Consider the following 16,866-nt stretch of genomic DNA (forward strand, 5'->3'; position numbering starts at 1 on the left):
TTTCGCAATCTTTATTAACTATAGCAGACACTAGAGTGGGGCGTGCATACCCTTTTGGCGCAATTGAAAAATGACAAGCGAAGAAGTACAACAGATTATAAAGAAAGAATTAGAAAGTCACTCTGACTTAACAGACCTACAAGGTGTTAATCTCAATGATTGTTTGATCAAACCGAAAAAGGAAACTTATATCAGTTCTATAGATGAATCAATCAAATTTCAATTATGGACTGTCTTTGAGGAGACTTTAGACAGAAAGGGCTACAAAATTACATTTGACGAATCTGATGGTACATTCGGACTAGGAATGATGACAAATAATGACCAGTTAATGGATATTGGAACACATGGAACCTTCCTAGACACTTTAAGAGGAATGTAAATAAATCTAGACGAATTACTAGAATAGGTAAATTCAAAAGAATTGCCCTTAGTCTTAGCGTCTCACTAAGATCTCAATTAGTCTCAACGGAGCATTAAAGCCAGCCCCTAAACCTTCTTCCTCAGCAAATCATACAAAAACCTTAGTCTAATTGCTGAGTAATACCTAAGATTTTTCAACCAGTAACTTCAATAGTTTCTAACCCTTTTTCGGAACAATTAATAAGGAGTATAAAAGAAAGCAATGAGAGTGGCTTTTTCATAATTGTGGAAGATAAAGAAAGTGTAAAATCAAACCAATCATAGTGAAATTGAGTATGTTCGGTGAATTAAAATCAGTTGTGCGGAATCAAAAAACATGAAGAGATTATCATTCAAGGATGCAGCAATAAAAATACTTAAAGAAGCTGAAGAACCTCTTTCAGCCAAAGAGATTACTCAAATTGCCTTAAGTGAAGAACTCATAGAAACCTCAGGAGCAACACCTGAAGCCACTATGGCTGCCCAACTATACACTGACACTGGAAAGTTTAAAAAGGTAGGCAAAGGCCTGTTTGCCCTTATAAAGCAAACAGAATCTGCTAATTCACCGCTTTTGGCAATTGAAAACCAAAATAGTCTTGTGAAACAAAAGCTGATAAGAAAAATACAAGAAATGGACCCTTTTCAGTTTGAGTTTCTTGTAGCCGAGCTTTTGAGGAAAATTGGTTATGAAAAAGTTGAGGTAACCAAACGCAGTGGTGATAAAGGAATTGATGTCACTGGTAATTTAACAGTCGGAGGCCTTACAAATGTCAAAACAGTTATTCAGGTTAAAAGGTACAAAACCGGAAACAATATTTCCGGGAAATATATCACTCAATTAAGAGGGAGCGCAGAAGTAGACCAAAGAGGGCTAATAATTACTACATCGAACTTTACTAAAGACGCCATGAATGAAGCAAAAGCAACAAACAAAATGCCTGTAGCTTTAGTCAATGGTCAAAAGCTAATTGATCTATTATTTAAATATAAGGTAGGAGTCAAAGAGAGTATTGTAAGTGTATTCTCAATAGACTCAGAACTTTTTGAGAGTGAACTGAATGATTCAACAATCAAAGGAAGTGAGAATAAAAGCCGCTCAATATGGCCTCTCCCAGGCGGGGTTTATTCTTATGTGCAAACCCTTAATCAACTTCTTGATCAAATCTCACAAAACCTAAATTCAAGAGAAAACATGGTTGATTGGTTTATAAAATCATACGACAATGTTTCATCTATAAAAACAGCCAACGGGTATCTAAATGTACCTAAAAACATGGGACTCATAGACTTTAAGGATGGGAATTGCATTCTAACCATTGCCGGAGAGGAATATCATAAGAAAAAGGATTTAGAGTTTCTCTTTGAGACAGTTTCAAGTAACATTCTTGCCTTTAAAGAGATCCATCAATTCCTTTTGAGTAGTGACGAAGCAAAAGCTGATCAAGAAATCTTAGAGTACGTGAATGAAAACTTTGATGTGAATTGGAGCACCTTGGCTCAGGTCAACTTTAGACTACTTTGGTTGATTAACATTGGCAAGGTTGAAAAAACAGAGGAAGGCTATAGAGGAAAGTAAATACCCAATGAACTACCAAACCTATCAACCGCACTCTGACTTGGCTCCTTTAGTTAATTGCTATTGGACGCTAGAGGTACCCGGTGATATGGAGGCACCAAAACAGCGCATGATTCCAGATGGCTGTATTGAAATGTGCTTTATTTTGGGCGATGACATCAAGCGATTTACATCAGAATCAACTTTCGCACTTCAGCCACGAGCTATGGTGATTGGTCAAATTACCAAGCCTTACTATGTGCAACCGACTGGCTATGTAAATGCATTTTCAGTGCGTTTTTACCCCTATGGTTTTGCCAACTTTATTTCAAAACCCTTGCGACAGCTGGCCGATAAGGACACTCCGCTTACTGATCTGTTCGATGAAAAAGAAGCCAAGGCACTAGAACAAGCCATTATTGAAGCGGCCAATACCGAGGCAAGAATTGCTGTGCTAGAAAAATTCTTACTGGGAAAACTCAGTGACCAATCGGTAATAGATACCATAGTAAAATCTACCATAGATGTGCTTTCTCAAACCAAAGGAAAGGAAGCCATTAACAGCATTTTAAAAGATGCCCCTTCAAAACGTAGAAACTTGGAGCGCAAATTCTCGAACCAAGTAGGTATTAGCCCAAAACAACTGGGGAAGATCATCAGGCTACAAGCCGCGCTAAAACTCATCTTAAACAACACGAACCAAAAGCTTACTCAAGTAGCTTACGAGAGCGAGTACTACGATCAGGCACACTTCATCAAAGACTTTAAGGAATTTACAGGCACCAATCCAAAAGAGTACCTAAGCGATGACCAAATGATGCTTTCTTCTTTGATCTACTCCAAAGATTAGGCTGTCGCGTTTTTACAATTTTTACTTTTTCAGCTAGGCTAGTTTTGACCTTATAAAACAGCCAAAGTAGAATTACATGAAAACCATAAGCACCAAATTAACCCTTGCACTGGCCATTGGGATGCTGGCCTATTTCCTACCTTTTAACAAAGCCTCCATTCAACCATCAAAACCCAATACCGCCATGAACAGCTACATATCGATCTTCGAAATTCCTGCAACAGATATTGCTAGAGCAATTAGTTTTTATGAGGAAGTGCTCAACCTCAAAATTGAAAAATTTGAAATGCCCGGAATGGAAATGGGTGTTTTACCATATGAAAACCAAGCGGTAACGGGCGTAATCATAAAAAGCGAAGGTTATGAGCCTTCAGCTTCAGGAACCACTATTTACCTGAATGCCGGAAATGACCTTCAGCCTATTCTAGACAGGGTTACAAGCAAGGGTGGAGAAGTATTGGTTCCTAAAACAGCGCATGCCGATGACAGTGGCTACTTCGCCCTATTTCTCGATTCGGAAGGGAACAAGCTGGGGCTCCACTCCGCCAATTAGCGCTATTGCTCTTTAGCATCAATCTGGTAGAAAGGATTTTATTGGTTATTTTTAAATGAACCAACAAACTGTCTATCATGAAAAACGCTATTCGACTCAAAGCACCTCTTCTATATTTATGTTTTGTCCTTTTACTCTCGTTTTCGGCTTACGCGCAAGACGCAACCGATGTAGTGGTAATGCTGAATGGAGAAGAGCGCAAAGGGAAGGTTTCTGCCATTAACGACACAGAGGTAACTTTTACCTACACTGGTGAGACACTGGAGTATAAAATTAAGCGTTCCGAAATCAATAAAATTGTTTTTGCCAGTGGCAGAACGCAAGTGATCAACGAAAAAGCTGCTGAACTACCTGCCCCAGCAGACGCTCAACCGGTAGACAACCCGGCCGCTCGCAAAGGCAAAATGGCTATTCTTCCATTTAAAGTAATCACTAATGTTGGCTCTATTGATGCAAAAGCCCTTGGCGAACAAATTCAGGCCGATTGTGCCAACACCATAAAGGAAGACGCCCCATCTATTCAGATAATTGACCCGCGCGTGGTTAATGCCACACTGGCCAAAAGCGGTATGAGTATTCAAGACCTTGAAAGTATGCTGCCAAGCGAGTTGGCCAAAATGTTGGGTGTTGAACATGTAGTTTACGGCTCGTACGATATTGAAAATACAGGAACACTTACCACTGGTTCGTCAGTAACTTCTTACAAAACCAAAAAAGAAGACGACAAGAAAAAGGGCACTGCTTTTAGCTCGGGCAGTACTACCACTTCTGCCACTTACGACTCAAAAATCACAATGGACATTTACAATGACCAAGGCACTAGTATTTACTCAGTTGCCAGAGAGCCATTTATGGCTGGCGTAGACAATTACCACAGCACCATTCGCTATTTGGTTCGCAGAGCACCATTTGGGAGTAAGGCCAAATAAAAACGAAACATAAGAGCTTAATCAAAAAGAGCCAACTCGAAAGAATTGGCTCTTTTTGATTAAGCTCATGTAAGCCTTAGCCTGTCTGCAGACAGGCAGGCGAGACGCTAAGACTAGTTTGAGGCTGCCTCAAAATGAGAAAATGCCCCAGCCCCTAAAGGGGTGCCAATCTAGTCTAACATCTAGCTTCGATTCTCTTGCTTCTCGCTTCAAGCTTAAGCTTACCTACCCTTTTGGCTTTAGTGGCCTTACCTCCAAATCTACCACATGGTAGTTGGCGTGAGTTTGCACCGACTGCACAATACTTTGGGCAATATCTTGCGGGCGCATCATGTTTTCATTGGCATTCGCAAACTCAATGCTATCGAAGAAATTAGTGTTTGTACTGCCTGGATAAACAGTGGTTACCTTTATGCCATGATCTCTCAATTCTTGAAAAATTGAGTGGCCAATTCCTGTTACCGCATGTTTAGTACCAACGTAACCGCTCATGGTTTTCACACCGTTGGTTCCGGCAATCGAAGATAGGTTAACAATATGTCCTTCTTCCATTTCAATCATATCTGGCACCACTTGCTTAATGCAGTAAAACAGTCCATGCACGTTCAAATCGAACATATATTTCCATTCCTCCACATCCATTTCGTGAATTAGGCCTTGGTAACCCATTCCTGCATTATTCACCAAAATCGAGGTTTTGCCTAGCTTTTCCTTTGTGGCTTTGAAAGATGCCTGCACCTGATCCCAGTTGCTAACATCCGTTTTAAAGAAGTGATAATTTTCGTGATCTATATCGGCTGAAGTTCTGCCCCAACCGGCTACAATTGCACCTTCTTGTAGCAACAACTTCACTGTTTCTAACCCGATGCCTTTGCTCACACCGGTAACTATTGCAAGTTTTCCTTTAATGTCCATGTTTGGTAAAACAGATAAGCGTCTGAATGGTTCCGAACCGAACATATATGACTGTAAGATTTCCAATAGATCAGTTTTGTTAATACTCGCTCAGCTTACCCAGCCGGTTAAAACGCCCACCTTACATACATTTTTCTAGCAGAATACAACGTGGACATCTATCTTAGGGCAAACTCATTTACGCATGACATATTCCGAAAAAGTACATCACACAGTAGCTTATATCAATGCAGAATTGAACAGCCCTAAGCCAGCATACGGCATTATTCTGGGCACTGGTCTTGGAGCATTGGTCGATGATATAACCATTGAACACGAGTTGGCCTACGAGGACCTTCCGAACTTCCCTGTGTCGACTGTTGAAAGCCATAAAGGCAAACTTATTTTCGGAGAGCTTTCTGGCAAGAAAGTGGTGGCCATGCAAGGTCGCTTCCATTATTATGAAGGCTACGACATGAAAGATGTTACCTTCCCAGTTCGCGTAATGAAGCTTTTAGGCATTAAAAAACTCTTTATTTCTAACGCAGCTGGTGGCGTTAATATGGACTTTAATGTGGCCGACCTTATGATTATAGAGGATCACATAGACCTAACAAAAGAGAATCCGCTTACTGGCAAAAACATGGACGAATTTGGCGGTCGTTTTCCAGATATGAGCGAACCGTACGAGCGTAAAATGATTGATGAAGCCCTTGAAATAGCCAAGGTCAACGGGATCCCTTGCCATGAAGGCGTTTATGCTGGAGTGAGTGGACCAAACCTAGAAACCCGTGCAGAGTACCGCTACATTGCCCGCATTGGTGCCGATGCTGTGGGTATGTCAACCGTACCTGAGGTGATTGTTGCCCGCCACATGGATTTGCCGGTTTTTGCCATTTCGGCCATTACCGATCTGTGCGACCCAGACCATTTGGAGAAAGTGGAAATTAGCAAAATATTGGCGGCCGCAGCCAAAGCCGAAAAAGGCATGACAAAGATTATCAAAGAGCTTATTAGTAGACAGTAGCTTGGTTATCAGCAAACAGGTTTAATCCAGTCTCTCAGGTTAAGGCCGATGAATAATAATCTCCTGAACATCGGACGAAACAGGAATGGCTTTTATTACCTTGTCTTCTGTTTCAAGAAAAATATAGTCGCTGTTTTTGCCGATTAAATGACCTTGGATAGCACGCTGATCTGACTGAAACACCACTTCAATAGTTTCGGGCGCTTCTTGATACTCCTTATACATTCTTTCGCCATAAAATGTAGAGGCAAGAATAAGGTAAGCTATCATTGAAAAGCCGAAAATAAACGGACGGTAGCGCTCCATTCTTTCTTTGCTTATACCAAAGTTGAATGTTTTGTAAGTTTTCGGCCACTTGTCTTGCCAAATCTTATCGAACCAAAAGAATATCCAAACCAAAGCGAATGACCCAAAAGCAAATAGGGTAAGCTGAATATTCTTTACTGGAGCCAACAGAAAGTCCAATATATCAGCATACTCAAAAATGTTAATAGAGAAGTTGCTATAGTACTTGTAGTCGAACATCATGCCTACGGCAACAGTGGTTAGATAGGCCAAGGTTATGTAAGCTTGGCTATCGAGTGTTGGCTTATTTTTGCTCATTGATGCAATATACAAAGCCATGGCTAATGCTATTCATATTAGCAGTTAAGCGGTTATACCGTTGGATATAAAAAAGCCCCACCGCTTGGGTGAGGCCTCGATTGCACGGAAAAGTTTTTACTAATCCTTGTTATTCACCCCATCTGAGTGAATGCTTTTGATTTCTTAAAATTGTGTGGTTAATAAGTCTTGGTCATGTTCTCTGGCACGCAGATTATAAAATCTGCTCTTCCCGCATATTCCTTCTCTAGTTTGGACACGTCCTTTTGGCTTACGGTTGTAACCGTTAAGTGTTCCAAGTCTGGTCTTTCTTTTTTCAAGTACCAAACAATGCCTTCACCTCTAATCGTTCCATGATTATCCGAATGATAAGAACCATTTAAATGAATGAATAATTCCCCTTCAGTGTAATTAGCCAAAATAAAGTGGGCCATGGTGGCATCTTTAATGGCTTGCGCCATGGGAAAAGTAGGTGCAGCGTGCCCTTCCATCATGCCTAACATGTTTTGGTAACCGGGTAATTCGGCATCAAAAGCAATGGGCAAAGGGGCTATCCAAGATTTTTCTTCGGCAGTAAGTTCCTCCAAACTTCCTAAACCTTCTCTATAAACCTGCGAAGCGTACCTTCGGGGTATGTTAGTAGAGACGTAACGAATGTCATGGGCGCGGGCGTAATCTACTAGTGGTTTATAATCAGTGGTAAAATTCTTCCATAGTCGGGCAATAGAGTCCAATTTCTGGGCATCAATAGTGCCACTCATATACGCCTGAAGTGCCTCTTCGTTGTCTCTTTCAAACATTTCTGCCCCAATGGTGATGTTCTTGGTTTCGTCCAACTTCTGAGCAATCTCTAGTTGTAACCAGTGCGAAATTGGATTATTGTGCGATTCACCCAGAAAGACTACATCGGCCTTTTCAAGCTTGCGCACCATCTTTTTAAACGACACCTTTTTGCCCTTACTATTGTATAGTGTGTAGGCGGGGTGTTTTTGGGCCATAGCCGCAAAACTGACAAACAAGAAGAGAGTGGCAATTGCCACCCTCATACCAAAAAATAGTGCCCAAAAGGGCTTTCTTAACTTCACTTTAAGTTCGCTACTAGTGCTTTCCATTCTGTCAATTCAGTTTGTCCTGGCTTTCTTAGGCCAAAGAACTGCGCTATTATTTCTCTGTCTTCACCAAACACTTCTACAGAGGTTACTATGCCATCTTTGGTTGGCTTTTCTACCGCCCAAGCGCTGGCAATCATGTCTGTTCTTAGGTGCAGGTTAAAGTTCGGATCCATTACATTGATCCATTGTTGCTCGCCTCTGTCTAGCGGCACAATTTTGTTCACCACATCTTGATGTATCTGCAGGTTACCATGGTTACCAGCAAAGATCATAATCGGCAATTGTGTTTCTGAAGCCTCGCTAAGAATGCTCGGCACCACATTTACAGATAGTTTTCTAGTGAACTTACCTTCGGCCAATTCTAGAGCGTTCAACCTTTCGGCATTGAACTTTCTTAGCATAGGGAAGAAATCATGTGTGTCTTCCATTTCTGCCCAAGCCTTTAAAAGCTCCTCTTTGTTTACATCAGTAGCGTAGCTTATCGGCTCGTACGGAGTAACGGTAACTTCGGTAGACTGATCTTCTGCTTTAAAGTCTTCGATCAGCTGCTCGTAGGCATCAAAGTCGCCATCGGCTTGCAAGTACACTTTTGTAATGGCATCTCCGGCAGCATCAAACACCTGAATGCTGTGCATTACACGGTCGCCTTTGTCTAAAGTATGCGCAAAGGCATGCCCCCAATTTTTGAAAAACACGCGGCTTTCAATCGGTCCAATTACCGTAGCCATGTGGTGATTACCAGCACCAAAAGTGCCTATTTTTTCAAAAGTACCCTTGTGCTCAAGCACGCAGGCATCGTTACGGGTAAGGCTCATTACATGTCCAAGCGATTTGAATCGCTTCAACAAGTCGTCCCAAGGGCCTTGTAGTCTTACTGTGTCGTTGCCAATTCCTGTTGCCAAAAGTTCGGCTTCGCTTACACCAAGCTGCTTAGCCGCATCTCTAATTCTTACTTTTGGGTTTTCTTCTTTAAAATTCTGGTATGCTTCGAGCAGGGAACCAGCTGTTGCTTGCATGGTATCAGGCATAATTCTGTTGTTTATATGTTTCGTTTCTTACGGATTTCGGTATTGAAATAATCACTGTTCTACCAGTGTTTGGCTCTTTCAAAAGCTCTACCGGGTGCTCAAAAACATGTTCTATGTTTTGTTTAGTAAGCACCTCTTCACTTAAGCCTTGCTTATAGATCTCTCCATTTTTCATTAGCACAATGTGGCTGGCATACTGTGCGGCTAAATTCAAATCGTGCAAAATGGCCAAAACCGCCATGTTCTGTTCGCACATTTCTTTGGCGGTGTTTAATAGTGTGTGTTGATGCAGAATGTCCAAATCGGAAGTTGGCTCATCGAGCAAAAGGTATTTTGGAAAAGCCGACTTATCCCATACCTGCGCCATTATTCTGGCAAGTTGAACACGTTGCTGTTCGCCACCAGATAGAGTTTGATATAAGCGACCTCGATATGCTTCTAGTTTGTTGTGCTTAATTACAGATTCGATAATATCATCATTTTCCTTTTTGGAAGTTTTGTGCGGAAAGCGACCAATCTCAATGATCTGCTCTATGCTAAAAGGAAAGCTAATGTTGGTATGCTGCGGCATTACAGCCCTTATTTTCGAAAGCTCCTCGCTATTTAGCTCCTGAATGTCGCAGCCATTAAAATTTACATTCCCTTTCTGCGCCTTAATTTCTTTCGCTAACACCTTTAAAAAGGTGCTTTTACCTGCTCCGTTTGGTCCTACTATAGCGGTAAACTCTCCCGGGTTTACGGTTAGGCTACACCCTTTTAATATGGGCTTTTTGCCGACTTGATATGCAATGTTTTCACTTCTTAGCATCAGATTAGGTTTTTGCGTTTGGCTACAGTGAGTAGGTAAATGAAGAACGGAGTGCCAACCGTGGCGGTAATTATACCAATTGGTAATTCGGCAGGAGCCACAACCGTTCGAGCAAGTATATCGGCCAGAATAAGCAGCAATGCGCCACCAATGGCCGAACCGGGAATAACAACTCTATGGTCGCTAGAGATGGTCATTCGGATAATGTGCGGAATAACCAGGCCTAGGAAACCAATAATACCTGCAAAGGCTACAGCTGTACCAACAGCCAATGCACTTAATAAGATAGTAATGTTTTTTAGTCGTTCCACATTAACGCCAGAATGATACGCCTCGGACTCACCTAAGGCTAAGGCATTTAAAGAACGGGCGTGATACATTAGCCCTGCTACGGTGACAATTACAGGAATAACTATGATGTAAACTTTTGTCCACGTGGCTACACTTAAGTCGCCTAGGGTCCAGAAGGTAAAAGCGCGCAGCTGCTGCTCGTCTGAATAGAAAATGCCCAAGCCAATAATGGCGCTTGTAAGTGCGGTAATGGCTACACCGGCCAAAATAAGAATAGTAACCCTGACTTTGCCTTTGTACTTACCCAGCTTTAGGGTTGTAAACGTGGCAATTACCCCACCCAAGAAGGCAAATGGAGGTAGCAAATATTGCTTGTAGTGCTCTGGCACCGAACCAAAAATGGATTCCATGCCCATAATAACAGCTATGGCACCGAGTGCAGCTCCGCTTGAGACACCAATAATTCCTGGTTCCACCAGCGGATTTCTAAAGAGCCCTTGCAACGCGGCACCGCTAACACCAAGTGCTGCTCCAATTAAAATAGTAAAAAGTAGGCGAGGCAGACGGATATCTTTAAAAACCAAGGTTTTGACATCGGACACCTCTGTTGCCCCAAGGCCAATTTCGTTCAGAAAAATATTGACGCTGTCTTTGAGCGTAATTTCCACAGCGCCTACGCTAAGCGATACAAAAAACACCACTACCAACGAGAGCATCATTAACACGATGCGTTGGTTTGCACTAAAGGTTTTGGGCATTGTAAACTGTATCGCTTTGCTCATGTTTAGTTATGCGTAAGGTCGAAGAGTTTTTGTGCTGTTTCGATTACTCGAGGTCCCCAGTTTGTTAGGGCGACACCATCAAGTGCTATTATTTGGCCTTTTTTGCCAGCCGTTGTCTGCGCAACGCCAGGTACCTTTAGGGCTGCATCTTTTCCGCCAATGCTTTCCAACCCACTTTCGAAAAACAGAATGTAGTCTGGGTTGGCCGTAATTAGCGCCTCAGTATTCAGGGGCTTGTAACCTTCAATAGTTGGTGTAGCACTGGCTAAACCCGCCAGATTAACAATGTCGAAACCAGTTGTTTTGCCGGCTACCATCATATTACCAACACCACGATTGAACACGCAAAGTATGGTAGGTTGCTCTTTAGCCGCAGCTACTTTTTGCGCTAGGGCCACTTGGCCTTGCTTTAATTCAGCAATTAGCTCTTTGCCTTCGGTAGCCTTGTTTAAAGCAGTGGCAATGGTTTGAATTCTTTGGAGTGTGTTTTCAAAGTTGTGCAAGTTTTCTACCTCCACAATCTTGATTTTAGCCGACTGAAGCTGTTCTACTACAACTGGCTTTACATAGTCTTTTTCTAGCACCACAAAGTCTGGTGCCATGGCAATTATGCCTTCGGCAGTAATTCCTGTTCGGTAGCCAATTGATGGCAAAACTTGCATATGAGGTGGGAAAGTTGATGTGCGATCTGTTGCAATAATATTGTCGCAAAGGCCTAGGCTGCAAACAATTTCGGTGGCAGAGCTGCCAGCGGTTACTATTTTTTGGGCCTTAATAGTAAAGGTTGCAACAAGTAGAAGAGTGATTAATGTAAGTCTCATGATTTTCAACATTCGTTTAAAGCAAGTAGAGGAGATGATTGTGCAAACTATTTCCAATTACTCTGCCTCTACTGCTAAACTTGCTAACTAAGGTTTATTTGGTTTTTTAATAAGAGGAGCCCTGCTGACCCCTCTTATAGGGTTTGTTAGAACAAACCGTCCGTGATAAACAACAAACTTGTCTTATTGAACCAGCAAATCGTATTGGAACTGCGCGTTACCACGCTCTCCACTTACTGGGTCAACAAGTCTTGTAAATTTCAATTTGTAGTAATTATCACCTGTATCTTTAATCACATAGAATTGGGTGTCAACCACGCCTGGTCCTTGATCAGAACCAGGAGAAGAAGTTGTTCTCCAGCCACTACCAATTGCATCGTAGTCGTTAGTAAAGGTTAATGAACCAACACCAGTGAAATCGAAGCTATCGTAAGTAACATCACCTGCCACTTCAACCACAGCCACTTCAACTCTAGCTGTATTCGAAATCACAAAATCTTTGTAAGAATAAGGGATTGAAGTAGTTGCACTGAATGGAATTACGTTTGTCCAAACCGAGAACATAATATCCCAATTGTTCTTTTTAGGGAATGAAACCTCAGCACCATTATCAAGATCGATTGATACAAAGTCATACTCAGTATCTTTTGAAATGTTGATCTCTTGGTAAGTTTCAGAAGCTATTTCCGCGTAGCGCAAAGTATAGCCGTTGCCATTTTGCAACACTCTCAACTTAACCCAACCACGGTTAGAACCGTCAGGGTTATTTCCTCTATTAAGAATGTACACTTGGTTTTGGCTTTCGGTAGCACTTACCGCAGCAATAGCAGTTTGACTAATATCTCCATTAGGTGCGTCCATCCAAGTGGTAGCCTCGCTCACCCACTCAGGCACCTGAGGACCAAACAAAGTACCGAAAATGGCATTAATATCGAGCTGAGCGCCCATTCCTACAGTATCTTCAGCAGTTACTGTGGTTAAATCTGTTTTGTCAATTGCTCTGGCAAATGCAGAGGTTGGGTTGTTTATGATTACACGGTATTCGCTACCACTATAAAAACCTAGGTCCCAGCCGTTACGCTCTACCACGTAGGTTTCTTCAGCAGAAAGGTCTACAAATACTTGGTTTGGTTGGTCTGGGCCACCTACTGCTGGAGCCACTACTGCGCCCGCTGCTGCTGGTTCCTCAATTGGTCCGTCATCATCAGAACAAGCTGATGCAAAGCCTAGAACAGCTACCGCTGCCCATAGTTTCAATGTGCTTTTAGTTATCATTTTAGATTTAGATTATAGCTTAGTTTTACAAAATATGATCTTCCGAAAGCTATCGGCACGGATGATCCACCAGAGTGAGCTCCGCCCGATACGCCTGAATTATTTACCCTTTGAATGTTGAATACATTGCGTGCTCCAAGCATTAGTTCAAAATGTTGCCCTATGCCTTTGGTCACTGTTGCATCTAACCAACTGTAGCCTTCAATCTCACCAATGCTAATGGTCTCTTCGCCTTGGTCGTTGGTGGTTGCAAAGTACGATTGCAGCGCTCCGGTGTACTTGTAAAACAGGTTAACCGATGTATTGAGCTTGGTAAACTGATAGCTTATGTTACTACTTACCTCTGGGGAGAAGAAGTACTCATCAAGGTCGCTGGCCCCTTCGTTAATCTGATTATATCGGCCTATGTAAGAAAGGCCAAGGCTTACGCTCAACTTATTGAAGGTGGCCTTTTGACTGAGCGTTCCACCCAAAGTCTTGTAGCGGTTAATGTTTACATAAGTTGTGTTCGATACATTAGCTGGATCTTGTGCTATAGATATCTGATCCGTAATATCGTTGAAGAAGAAGTTGAGATCTGAACTTACATTTTGGCCAGAAAGCTTGTATTGATTGATAAAATTCACGCCAAAGTGATTCGACTTTTCGGGCTGTAAATCTGGGTTACCAAAAATGCGGTGGTTAGAATCTACAAACTCAAAATATAGCTCGCGAACTGATGGTGAACGGAAACCTCTGCCATAAGAAAGGCGCACATTGGCGTTTTCTCCCAAGCCATACTTCAACTGCATTGCTGGTAATAGCTGATTCCCGTAGTTGTTATTCACTGTATAGCGCAAGCCTGGGCGAAGGGTAAAACGATTCAGTTCCCACTCGGCTGAAGTGTAAACTGCGTACTCTTCGTTGCTTTGGTCACCATCGGCAATACGGCCACCGCCTACGCTTTCAAGGCTTACTTGGTAACCCAATTGTAGCGATAGGTTATCCACTGGTTTAAGGTAACCCGCACCGCCTAGCTCCCAAACTTGGTAGGTGCTCGTATCTTGATCGCCTTCTCCAGTGGTTAAGGTACGCTCGTCCGTCACCAGATTATTCGCAAACTGACTGCTCTTTCTTTCAAAGTCCGAAAATGATGCAAACAGATTGTAACGGTCTAAAAAGTTAGTCTTTCCCTCCGCTTGTACTTGGTGTGAAAAACGCTTGCTTTTATACTCTTCGTCAATGGCAAAAGGTTGGTATTCGCCTTCGTTTGTATAGTTGTCTTGCTGGCGGCCAAACGACTCAATAAGCTCGCTTAGGACATCAATTCTATAGAAAGCGCTAAAATTTTCGGTGTCGTATTTTAGCAGCCCGGTGCCAGTCCATTGGTCTTTTGGATTCCACTCGTAAGTACGACCAGTCGCACTGCCTTGATAGCCCTGAAAATCGTTGTGCAAACCACTTACCATGGCACTCCATCGGTCGCTAATGCGGTGGTTTATGCCTACGGATTGAATATGTCTACCGGCATCAGGACCAATCTCATCCCCGGCAGTTTCAGATTGTAGGTTGGCACTAATCTCTGTACGGTTTTTAAATTCCTTTTTAGTAATCAGGTTGATTACCCCTGCCAAAGCATTGGCGCCATAGTTTACAGCCATTGGGCCCTCAACAATTTCAATTCGCTCAATCTGTTGTAGGTTAATTTGGCTAAGATCCGCCCCGTTACCATTTCCGTTTCGGTTTACCAATGGCACACCATCAATCAATATTTTTACATTCTGGCTCGAAATGCCTTGAAGGCTTACAGTAGTGCTTCCAATGGCCAAGTCGTTGGAAAGGCGAATGTTTAGCTGACTTTGCAGAGCTTCTTGCAAAGTGATCGCTCCCCTTCTCTCTATTTGTTCTGCATTAATGGTTTGCACCCTAAACACAGAATTCTTAACTGACTGAGGAGAAAACTGCCCAGTAACAACCACCTCGTCTAGATCGGTAATGGTTGGTGTTAGGGCAAAGCGGTAGTCCGTGCGCTGGTATAGTGTGTCGATAATTGGGGAAAAGCTGAGGTGCTGTGTTTTAAGCACTGCAGGAAAGTCGACTCCCTTAAGTGAAAACTGACCGCTTGCATCTGTAATACCAGATTTGATGGTTTTGCCCTTGACCGTAGAAATTTGAACCGCTACTCCTGGAATGTTAATGTTGTCTTCCGAAGAATAGAAAGTGACAGACTGGCCAGAGGCCATAAATGGCAACAATATAGAGGCGATTATCAGACAGGTTAAACGGTTAGCCATCTCTTTATTTAGACTAATTCTTAATAATTGCAAAAGTACTTGACGTTGAGGTGATTGGAAATAGCTAGTTGTAGTGGTTTGCACTCACTAGGTATAGTGAAATGGAATCACTAGAAATAGTGAGTGCATGTTGTTCATTTTGAGTTATTTATGTTGTTGACCCAACAGCCTCGAGTTCAAACTCTTCCACAAGCTGCGCTACCCATTGGGCTATTCTGCTTTCCGTCATGTCGCGTTGGTTGTCTTCATCTAAGGCCAAGCCCATAAACCAGCCTGGCTCAAACTCAGCTACAGACTCATCATAATCGTAGCCTTCAGTAGACCATACGCCAATAACTTCACCACCATTGTTCACCACCTCCTGACCGAGGATGCCAACGCCATCAATAAAGAATTCGCCATAGCCCATTTGGTCTCCCAAACCGAAGATGGCCACTTTCTTGCCCGTAAAGTCAATGGTTTTAAATTCATCGAAAAAGCCTTCCCAGTCGCTTTGCAAGTCTCCATCGAACCATGTGGAAAGGCCAAGGATTATTCTATCGTACGATGCAAAATCCGCTGCACTGACTTTGTGTACATCGTGCTTTTCAATGTTTGCTACCTCAAAGGCTGTTTCTATTAATTCTGCCGCGTATTCTGTCGCTCCTGTATCTGAGCCATAAAATAGGCCTATTGTTGCTGTAATCATTTTGTTTGTTGTTAGTGAAGGAGAGCAAGCTTTCGTTTTGCTCTCCTTCTGGGTTTAGGGGTTAATTTGTGCCTTGGGGGAACTGTCCTCTTTTTTTGATCAACCGAAGATGTAGTATGCCTGTATACCCAAGGACTTTATCTTTTTCAATTATTCTTAATTATAGAATGTGCCGTTTCAACCAGAATAGTTCGCTGCACTATGCTGGCCAATAGGTTCAACTCTGTTTTTAGTAAACACAGCTGCATATTGCTACTGCCAACGCCAATGCCCACCTTCATTTTTCCATCTTGTGTTTGGTAATAATCCTTTGCACGCACTTTCATCAGTGTTTTTAAAAACTGCCTCAGCTGCTTATTGCTAAAAGTGAGGTGCGCCATACCGAAGTAAAGGTTAAAGTGCTCGCAGTTGGGGCACTTGGTAATGTAGGCTCCATCTTCAGAGATAATTACCTGATTGATGTGTTGGTGACTCATAATCCGTTGGTTATGGCTTTTTGCACTTCCAGCATTAATGCGCCTTCGTTTAGTGCTTCTTTGAAAAATTTAAATTCCGTTTTGGTAAAGCAGAATTGAATATCGGTGTGGCAAGTGCTGAGGATTACATGGCGCGGTTGGCCACAAAATTCTGTAGCATGCTTTTCGAAGCTAATTCGCTGCACCGACTCGTTAAACTGCTCGTAATCGTAGTATTCAAATCCACATAAGATATTCTTGTAGTGCAGCCCAACCCGTTTACAACCTAGGCACATAGAAATGTTGATGTAATCGCTTTCTACTAGGGATACTGGTTGGCATGCACACATATCTTTTCGCTTTTGAATTTTTATTTAGAATCATTCTAAACAGTTCAAAGGTAGAAATGGAAAGTGCCGCCCGCAATGGCTATTGCTAGGGAAAAGGTATCACTAGTAGTAGGGATAGGAGTAGTAGTAAAGTAATAGGGAATGGTAAATTAGGTAATTGGGAAAGA

At 42.4% G+C, this 16,866-nt stretch carries 18 protein-coding genes; 6 read left to right on the forward strand and 12 right to left on the reverse strand.

Translation table 11 applies throughout. From position 1 onward, the window contains the following. The first annotated feature begins 70 nt into the window (after nucleotides 1-70). The 5 genes from BMW98_RS19230 to BMW98_RS19250 all read left to right on the forward strand — a co-directional run bounded on the left by BMW98_RS19230 (nucleotide 71) and on the right by BMW98_RS19250 (nucleotide 4,292). The gene (locus BMW98_RS19230) at nucleotides 71-382 is read left to right on the forward strand and encodes a hypothetical protein (protein ID WP_090260957.1); all 312 of its coding nucleotides are present in this window, start codon (nucleotides 71-73) and stop codon (nucleotides 380-382) included. 357 nt (nucleotides 383-739) lie between these two features. After that, on the forward strand, nucleotides 740-1,981 hold the full coding sequence (locus BMW98_RS19235) for a restriction endonuclease (RefSeq protein WP_090260959.1): 1,242 nt from the start codon (nucleotides 740-742) through the stop codon (nucleotides 1,979-1,981). Then, the gene (locus BMW98_RS19240; RefSeq protein ID WP_245733649.1) at nucleotides 1,947-2,810 is read left to right on the forward strand and encodes an AraC family transcriptional regulator; all 864 of its coding nucleotides are present in this window, start codon (nucleotides 1,947-1,949) and stop codon (nucleotides 2,808-2,810) included. Before BMW98_RS19235 ends, BMW98_RS19240 begins: the two co-directional genes overlap by 35 nt. A 76-nt stretch (nucleotides 2,811-2,886) precedes the next feature. Then, complete coding sequence (locus tag BMW98_RS19245) at nucleotides 2,887-3,363, forward strand: VOC family protein (RefSeq protein WP_245733650.1); 477 nt, start codon at nucleotides 2,887-2,889, stop codon at nucleotides 3,361-3,363. Between the two features lie 77 nt (nucleotides 3,364-3,440). Continuing rightward, on the forward strand, nucleotides 3,441-4,292 hold the full coding sequence (locus BMW98_RS19250) for a hypothetical protein (protein ID WP_139177707.1): 852 nt from the start codon (nucleotides 3,441-3,443) through the stop codon (nucleotides 4,290-4,292). A 225-nt stretch (nucleotides 4,293-4,517) separates the two neighbouring features. Here the strand turns inward: BMW98_RS19250 and BMW98_RS19255 are convergent, their stop codons facing one another. Further along, on the reverse strand, nucleotides 4,518-5,273 hold the full coding sequence (locus BMW98_RS19255) for an SDR family oxidoreductase (protein WP_338060846.1): 756 nt from the start codon (nucleotides 5,271-5,273) through the stop codon (nucleotides 4,518-4,520). A gap of 118 nt (nucleotides 5,274-5,391) precedes the next feature. Here BMW98_RS19255 and BMW98_RS19260 point away from each other — a divergent pair, with 118 nt between their 5' ends. Then, nucleotides 5,392-6,213, forward strand: coding sequence for a purine-nucleoside phosphorylase (locus BMW98_RS19260; protein WP_090260965.1), 822 nt, complete (start codon nucleotides 5,392-5,394; stop codon nucleotides 6,211-6,213). Nucleotides 6,214-6,252: 39 nt separating this feature from the next. Here the strand turns inward: BMW98_RS19260 and BMW98_RS19265 are convergent, their stop codons facing one another. The 11 genes from BMW98_RS19265 to BMW98_RS19315 form a co-directional block, all read right to left on the reverse strand. Continuing rightward, on the reverse strand, nucleotides 6,253-6,816 hold the full coding sequence (locus BMW98_RS19265; RefSeq protein ID WP_090260967.1) for a hypothetical protein: 564 nt from the start codon (nucleotides 6,814-6,816) through the stop codon (nucleotides 6,253-6,255). A 179-nt stretch (nucleotides 6,817-6,995) separates the two neighbouring features. After that, nucleotides 6,996-7,928 (reverse strand): ChaN family lipoprotein, encoded by a 933-nt coding sequence (locus BMW98_RS19270; RefSeq protein WP_245733651.1) that lies wholly within the window; start codon nucleotides 7,926-7,928, stop codon nucleotides 6,996-6,998. Beyond that, nucleotides 7,898-8,956, reverse strand: coding sequence for a hemin-degrading factor (locus tag BMW98_RS19275; RefSeq protein ID WP_245733652.1), 1,059 nt, complete (start codon nucleotides 8,954-8,956; stop codon nucleotides 7,898-7,900). Before BMW98_RS19275 ends, BMW98_RS19270 begins: the two co-directional genes overlap by 31 nt. Further along, on the reverse strand, nucleotides 8,949-9,764 hold the full coding sequence (locus BMW98_RS19280; protein ID WP_090260971.1) for a heme ABC transporter ATP-binding protein: 816 nt from the start codon (nucleotides 9,762-9,764) through the stop codon (nucleotides 8,949-8,951). Before BMW98_RS19280 ends, BMW98_RS19275 begins: the two co-directional genes overlap by 8 nt. Further along, the gene (locus BMW98_RS19285) at nucleotides 9,764-10,837 is read right to left on the reverse strand and encodes a FecCD family ABC transporter permease (RefSeq protein ID WP_245733653.1); all 1,074 of its coding nucleotides are present in this window, start codon (nucleotides 10,835-10,837) and stop codon (nucleotides 9,764-9,766) included. The genes BMW98_RS19280 and BMW98_RS19285 overlap by 1 nt, the downstream gene beginning before the upstream one ends. Nucleotides 10,838-10,839: 2 nt before the next feature. Continuing rightward, a complete protein-coding gene (locus tag BMW98_RS19290; protein WP_162844622.1) occupies nucleotides 10,840-11,658 on the reverse strand; it encodes a heme/hemin ABC transporter substrate-binding protein in 819 nt (272 codons plus the stop codon). Between the two features lie 183 nt (nucleotides 11,659-11,841). Beyond that, the gene (locus tag BMW98_RS19295) at nucleotides 11,842-12,933 is read right to left on the reverse strand and encodes an HmuY family protein (protein WP_090260975.1); all 1,092 of its coding nucleotides are present in this window, start codon (nucleotides 12,931-12,933) and stop codon (nucleotides 11,842-11,844) included. After that, on the reverse strand, nucleotides 12,930-15,206 hold the full coding sequence (locus BMW98_RS19300) for a TonB-dependent receptor (RefSeq protein WP_090260977.1): 2,277 nt from the start codon (nucleotides 15,204-15,206) through the stop codon (nucleotides 12,930-12,932). The genes BMW98_RS19295 and BMW98_RS19300 overlap by 4 nt, the downstream gene beginning before the upstream one ends. Nucleotides 15,207-15,354: 148 nt before the next feature. Further along, nucleotides 15,355-15,894 carry a flavodoxin gene (locus BMW98_RS19305; protein WP_170836532.1) on the reverse strand — a complete coding sequence of 180 codons (540 nt, stop codon included), beginning with the start codon at nucleotides 15,892-15,894 and terminating at the stop codon, nucleotides 15,355-15,357. Nucleotides 15,895-16,040: 146 nt separating this feature from the next. After that, nucleotides 16,041-16,370: a DUF6686 family protein gene (locus BMW98_RS19310; RefSeq protein ID WP_090260979.1), complete on the reverse strand. Its 330-nt coding sequence runs from the start codon at nucleotides 16,368-16,370 to the stop codon at nucleotides 16,041-16,043. Beyond that, complete coding sequence (locus tag BMW98_RS19315) at nucleotides 16,367-16,699, reverse strand: DUF6686 family protein (protein WP_090260981.1); 333 nt, start codon at nucleotides 16,697-16,699, stop codon at nucleotides 16,367-16,369. Before BMW98_RS19315 ends, BMW98_RS19310 begins: the two co-directional genes overlap by 4 nt. Nucleotides 16,700-16,866: the final 167 nt, after the last annotated feature.

Origin of the sequence: Roseivirga pacifica (assembly GCF_900111145.1) — a bacterium.
GTDB classification, from domain to species: Bacteria; Bacteroidota; Bacteroidia; order Cytophagales; family Cyclobacteriaceae; genus Roseivirga; species Roseivirga pacifica.

Bases quoted from the DNA above. Each gene is read 5' to 3' on its own strand.
- BMW98_RS19230 (WP_090260957.1), top strand. From the start codon at position 71: ATGACAAGCGAAGAAGTACAACAGATTATAAAGAAAGAATTAGAAAGT.
- BMW98_RS19235 (WP_090260959.1), top strand. From the start codon at position 740: ATGAAGAGATTATCATTCAAGGATGCAGCAATAAAAATACTTAAAGAA.
- BMW98_RS19245 (WP_245733650.1), top strand. From the start codon at position 2,887: ATGAAAACCATAAGCACCAAATTAACCCTTGCACTGGCCATTGGGATG.
- BMW98_RS19250 (WP_139177707.1), top strand. From the start codon at position 3,441: ATGAAAAACGCTATTCGACTCAAAGCACCTCTTCTATATTTATGTTTT.
- BMW98_RS19260 (WP_090260965.1), top strand. From the start codon at position 5,392: ATGACATATTCCGAAAAAGTACATCACACAGTAGCTTATATCAATGCA.
- BMW98_RS19265 (WP_090260967.1), bottom strand. From the start codon at position 6,816: ATGAGCAAAAATAAGCCAACACTCGATAGCCAAGCTTACATAACCTTG.
- BMW98_RS19270 (WP_245733651.1), bottom strand. From the start codon at position 7,928: ATGGAAAGCACTAGTAGCGAACTTAAAGTGAAGTTAAGAAAGCCCTTT.
- BMW98_RS19275 (WP_245733652.1), bottom strand. From the start codon at position 8,956: ATGCCTGATACCATGCAAGCAACAGCTGGTTCCCTGCTCGAAGCATAC.
- BMW98_RS19280 (WP_090260971.1), bottom strand. From the start codon at position 9,764: ATGCTAAGAAGTGAAAACATTGCATATCAAGTCGGCAAAAAGCCCATA.
- BMW98_RS19285 (WP_245733653.1), bottom strand. From the start codon at position 10,837: ATGAGCAAAGCGATACAGTTTACAATGCCCAAAACCTTTAGTGCAAAC.
- BMW98_RS19290 (WP_162844622.1), bottom strand. From the start codon at position 11,658: ATGAGACTTACATTAATCACTCTTCTACTTGTTGCAACCTTTACTATT.
- BMW98_RS19295 (WP_090260975.1), bottom strand. From the start codon at position 12,933: ATGATAACTAAAAGCACATTGAAACTATGGGCAGCGGTAGCTGTTCTA.
- BMW98_RS19300 (WP_090260977.1), bottom strand. From the start codon at position 15,206: ATGGCTAACCGTTTAACCTGTCTGATAATCGCCTCTATATTGTTGCCA.
- BMW98_RS19305 (WP_170836532.1), bottom strand. From the start codon at position 15,894: ATGATTACAGCAACAATAGGCCTATTTTATGGCTCAGATACAGGAGCG.
- BMW98_RS19310 (WP_090260979.1), bottom strand. From the start codon at position 16,370: ATGAGTCACCAACACATCAATCAGGTAATTATCTCTGAAGATGGAGCC.
- BMW98_RS19315 (WP_090260981.1), bottom strand. From the start codon at position 16,699: ATGTGTGCATGCCAACCAGTATCCCTAGTAGAAAGCGATTACATCAAC.